The organism is Mycobacterium sp. (assembly GCF_032162605.1).
In the GTDB taxonomy this organism is placed as follows: domain Bacteria; phylum Actinomycetota; class Actinomycetes; order Mycobacteriales; family Mycobacteriaceae; genus Mycobacterium.
The window spans coordinates 1-4,532 of the sequence record NZ_JAVROT010000232.1 but is presented as its reverse complement, the minus strand read 5'-3'; the positions used below and the strand labels follow the sequence as shown (position 1 = coordinate 4,532).

4 protein-coding genes are annotated in these 4,532 nt (G+C 63.6%); 3 read left to right on the top strand and 1 reads right to left on the bottom strand.

The window, feature by feature from the left end; all coding sequences use genetic code 11:
• The coding region (locus QOI01_RS14140; protein WP_526381881.1) for a hypothetical protein at window positions 1-213 on the bottom strand (213 nt) is incomplete at its 3' end.
• A gap of 982 nt (window positions 214-1,195) precedes the next feature.
• On the opposite strand from QOI01_RS14140, the gene QOI01_RS14135 reads away from it, so the two are divergent.
• From QOI01_RS14135 to QOI01_RS14125, 3 genes are all read left to right on the top strand, one after another.
• Window positions 1,196-1,885: an isochorismatase family protein gene (locus tag QOI01_RS14135; protein ID WP_526381879.1), complete on the top strand. Its 690-nt coding sequence runs from the start codon at window positions 1,196-1,198 to the stop codon at window positions 1,883-1,885.
• Between the two features lie 13 nt (window positions 1,886-1,898).
• A complete protein-coding gene (locus QOI01_RS14130; protein WP_526381877.1) occupies window positions 1,899-3,044 on the top strand; it encodes an extracellular solute-binding protein in 1,146 nt (381 codons plus the stop codon).
• Window positions 3,041-4,532 (top strand): ABC transporter permease (locus QOI01_RS14125; protein ID WP_526381875.1); only part of this gene is annotated, 1,492 nt, incomplete at its 3' end. The genes QOI01_RS14130 and QOI01_RS14125, both read left to right, overlap by 4 nt.

The following is a 4,532-nucleotide window of genomic DNA, read 5'->3' as shown; positions in this document are numbered from 1 at the left end:
CCCACGCTGGTCGCGGCGCGCATCCTGGCTGCCTGCCGTGCCCGGCGACGAGCGGCCGGCCCGGCCGACCTGCCCGCGCGTCTGGATCGCCGATTCGTCGTCACCGCGACCATCCGGCTGCTGTCGGACATCGCCGTGCGCGCGGTCGAAGAGCTCGAACCAGCGCGACACCGGCACCGGCAAGAGCCGCCTGCACTTGCCCGACGCGTTCAATTGGACCACTATTGCCAGGTAGTTGCCCGAACGCACCATAAACGCGTCCTGACCTGCCGCCCCCGGCAGGGATCAAACCTGCGACCTGGATTACAAGGCATCCGATGGGTCTGCTGGAAACGAGATTAGCGACCCTATCGGATTGCGTCGAAGCGTCACAGCGTCCCTTTGCGTGGGCTCCTTTCCCGGCAAGGGCAGCCAAACCGGAACCTCTGGAACCCGAGTGGGGGACCTGCGCCTGGCCACCGTCACGAATTGACGCTTATTCGTCGCTTATACCCGCAACGCGCCGAGAATCGTCGAGAACCTACCGGAAGTATGAAGTTCCCAACCACGTTGTGACACAGAACGATTGGCAACCACCGCGGCGTGTCGAGAATCCTCGACCTAAAAGCGGAAGGTCGCCGGTTCGATCCCGGCCCTGGCCACAAAGCATCACTGCAGTTCAGCAGCTAATTTTGGTGCGCGTACCAGTTCGTCGTCGTACGGGTCGGCGTAGCTTGTGCGCGGTGCCCCTATCGGTGATCTCTAGCATCAGCCAGTCCCGCGCGACGCGCTGCACCCACCACGTACCGACGAGACTCACGCAGTGCCCCGCGAGGTAGATCCGCATGTTCGGGTAATGCCGAAATGAGCGCAGCAGGTCGCTTCGGCCGCGACGTTTCCACGACTTCGCTGGACCGGCTCACCCTTGGACACGTCGTAAAATCCCTTCTCCGTGTGCCGGAGCGACCATCGTTGTCGCCGTCACGCCATTGACGCCCCTAGGTAAACAGCGCATTTCCGATTTCGCCTAATGCTTGACCAGAAGCACTGTCCCCTTTAAGTTTGGATCCAATATCAAGAATCTTAAGTCAGATACGGCAGAGGACGGAGAGTCATGGCTGGACGGGTTTGGGATCGCTTCCTGACCGAGCAAGACAAGGCGCACCTGGCAGCGTCTCCGCCCACCCGGCGCCGAGGGTTCGGCCGCACCCCTGCTGTGCTGTCCGTGGACAACTATCGGAAGGCGCTGGGTGACACACCGGAGCGGCTGCTCGACGCGATCCAGACCTGGCCGGCCAGTACCGGCCTAGCCGGCTGGGCCGCAGCCGGCAAGGTCGCCGAATTGCTGTCGGTGGCCCGGGGGGCCCAGATCCCGGTGATCCACCTGACCGGTCTGGCCGAGGAAGAATCGGGCATTCCCGCTTGGGGAGCCATCCTGCGCGGGCGGCACAGCCTGGGCGGCCGCTCACCCGAGCAACTCGACCGGTACCGCAGGCGGTTCGACTTCATCGATCAGGCAGCACCGATCGCGGGTGAGGTGGTGCTCAAAAAGACCGGTCCCAGTGGGTTTTTCGGCACGCCACTGTTGGCGCATCTGATCGCGCAACGCATCGACACGCTCATTGTCTGCGGTGAGAGTGTCAGCGGCTGCGTGCGCGCCACCGTCACCGACGGGTGCGCGAACCGGCTGCACATGATCGTCGTTGAGGAGTGTGTCTACGACCGCCACGAGTCGACCCGCGCGATGAACCTGTTCGACATCGACCAGAAGTATGGCGACGTCGTCTCTTTCGACGAAAGCATCGCCTGGATGGCCGCCTACCAGCAAGCCGGCACACCACTCACGATGGCGCCCGCTCGTGAAACCCAACTTCACCGCCCGATCCCAACCAACCCCACTCACTGAGGAGCACACTGCGATGTCGCTAGTACAACACGCCCCGCGTCGGGGGATGATCGCTTGCCTAGTCTCGCTGTCCTTATTCGTTGCGGCCTGTTCGGCGCCAGGCGGTGACTCGGACTCCAATTCGGCGCAGGGCACCGACAAGTGCGCGAACAGTGCGACGATCAAGCTCGAGGACGCGCTGAAGGGGAAGTCCCCTCAGGATCGCGAGCGGACGCTGCTGGAGCAGGCCAAGAACGCGGACAACGGGACGATCAACCTCTATACCGAGGTCAACGACCCGACGGTGATCACCGACCCATTCGAGAAGAAGTACGACGGCCTGCACGTCAGTGTGTACCGCGCAGGCAGCGAACAGATCCGCGAACGCGTCCTGCAGGAGTCTCAGGCCAACTTCGCGGGGGCCGATATCATCGAACTGGACTCGCTGGAGATGGCGATCCTGGACCAGAACAAGCTATTGGCACCGGCCGACTCGCCCTTCCTGGACGGTGTCACCGCCAGCGCCAAGTTCGCCAACTTCACCGGTGACCGATTGAGCTACATCGTCCCCGTGTGGAACACGTCGGTCATCGCCGACAACGCGGCGCCCCAGTCGCTTGAGGACCTGAAAGATCCGCGATTCAAGGGCAAGCTGGCGCTGGAGGGCAGCGACGTCTTCTGGTTCGCCTCGCTGGTCAACTACCTGCAGACGCAGGGTATGACCAAGGACCAGGCCGTTCAGCTGTTCAAGGACATCGCCGCAAACGCCGCCATTACCGATGGCCACACCACCACCACCGACCTCGTGGTGGCGGGCCAGTACGGGATCGCCGCGAACAACTTCATTCACCGTATCCGCGAACTCCAGGGCAAGGGCGCGCCCCTGCAGTTCGTCCCGGTCAAGGTTCCGGTCGTCGCCGAGGTCACGGGCATAGCGGTGCCGTGCGCCTCGGCCAATCCTGCTGGTGCGTTGCTGCTTCAGGACTTCGTCCTGGGCCCGCAAGGCCAGCAGGCGTTCATCGACGACGACCGCACCCCGAGTAATGAGAAGATGGCTGCTTCGAGCTTCGGCGGAGTGGATATCCAACCGATCAAGACCGATGTCGAGGCCATCTCGAAGCAGTACTCCGATTGGAACGACCTGTGGCAGACCGTCGTTCATAACGGAGGCAAAGGGTGACCCAGCTTCTGGCGCCCGAGGTTCCGGAGACTGCTCCACGCCCGACCGCCCTGGCCAGGGGCGCAACCCGGCGCCCCGTCGGGCTATGGGCGCTCGGCCTGCTGATCATCGTCGTGCTGGGCTACCTGGTTCTGTCGCCGCTCGTCTATCTGGTCTGGCGCGGGCTCACCACCGGAGACGGCTTCGGGCTCGGCAACATCGCCGCCGCCTACAACGTCCCGGGCACCTCGGAGATGTTGCTCAACTCGTTCCTTTTCGCCGGCGGCTCGGCGTTGGTCAGCACGCTCACCGGCACCGCCTTGGCATTCTTCTGCGTCCGCTCCAACGCGCCGCTGAAGCCCCTGCTGTACGCGGCGTCAATCGTGCCGCTGATCGTTCCCGGCATCCTCTACACCATCTCGTGGGTGTACCTGATCGGCGGCAACGTCGGGGTCATCAAGAAGATATTCGGCTTGATGGGCATGGGATTCCTTGTCCCGGACGCATTCTCGCTACCTGGAATGATCCTGATCGACGGCCTGCACCTCTCGCCGCTGGTGTTCCTGCTGATGTTCGCCGCATTCAAGTCCACCGATCCGTCGTTGGAGGAGTCCGCGATGATGAGCGGCGCCAGCGTGCCGCAGACAGTCCGGCGGGTCACGCTTCCCCTGGTGCGCCCTGCACTACTGGGTGCGGTGCTCATCATGGTGGTGCGCGGGCTGGAGTCCTTCGAGACGCCCGCGGTGCTCGGCATGCCATCGGGGACTTGGGTATTCACGTCGCGGATCTACGACGCGCTGCACACCTATCCGATCAAGTACGACCAGGCGTCGATCTACTCGCTGAGCCTGCTGTTGATCACAGTGGCAGGTCTGCTGCTGGTGCAGTACCTGAACCGGCGCAGCGAGCGCTTCCAGACCGTGACGGGTAAGGGATTCCGGCCCCGCCCGATGGACCTGGGCGCGTGGCGGTGGCCGGTGTCGATCGGTTTCGTGGTGTATTTCCTGATCGCGGTTGTCGCGCCGCTGCTGATCCTGCTGTGGATGTCGTTGCTGCCGTACTATCAGACTCCCGGCATCGCGCCGCTGAAGACGATCACGCTGAGCAACTACACCGAGTTGTTCCAGACCCGTGGGGTCGTCGAGTCGATCAAGAATTCCGCCTTCCTGGCGCTGACCAGCGCCACCGCCGTCATGCTGTTCACCGCCGTGATCAGTTGGCTGGTCCTGAAGTCGAAGTTCCGTGGCCGCCGGGTGCTCGAGCTGCTGGCCAGCTTTCCGCTCGCGATGCCCGGGCTGGTGCTCGGTGTCGCGCTGATCTTCATCTACCTGCGGTCCCCGCTGCCGATTTACGGCACGCTGGTGATCCTGTTCATCGCCTACGTCACCCGGTACCTGCCGTACGGCATGCGCTATTCGGGTTCGTCACTGGCCCAGGTCGGCGCCGAGCTGGAAGAGTCGGCCAAGATGAGCGGCGCCACTTGGCGGGACACGTTCCGCCGCATCGTTT